This is a genomic window from Cobetia sp. SIMBA_158 (assembly GCF_046566945.1).
GTDB classification, from domain to species: domain Bacteria; phylum Pseudomonadota; class Gammaproteobacteria; order Pseudomonadales; family Halomonadaceae; genus Cobetia; species Cobetia amphilecti.
The window spans coordinates 1-277 of the sequence record NZ_JAWJYL010000276.1; the positions used below are offsets into that span (position 1 = coordinate 1).

Consider the following 277-nt stretch of genomic DNA (forward strand, 5'->3'; position numbering starts at 1 on the left):
GACGTGGCGCGTTTTACGCCGACGCTGTATCCGGCTGCGCGGGCTCAGGCCGAGCTCGCGAAAGTGGCCAGCGCGCCGGGCGCCGCGCAGCGCAATCGCGTGAGCGTGCTGCTCGGCAATCGCCATTTTCCGCAGACGCGCACCGTCACGCATTCGCTGTGGGCGATGTTCGGCATGATCGCGCCGCACAGCGTGCAAAAGCCGCATCGTCATCAGTCGATCGCGCTCGACTTCATTCCGGCATGCGAGCCCGGCGTATATACGCTCGTGGGGACCG

Annotated in this window: 1 pseudogene; it reads left to right on the forward strand. The window is 66.8% G+C overall.

Going from position 1 to position 277, the window contains the following annotated elements:
- Positions 1-277 (forward strand): annotated as a pseudogene (locus R2R70_RS19960) (hypothetical protein); the annotation flags it as partial.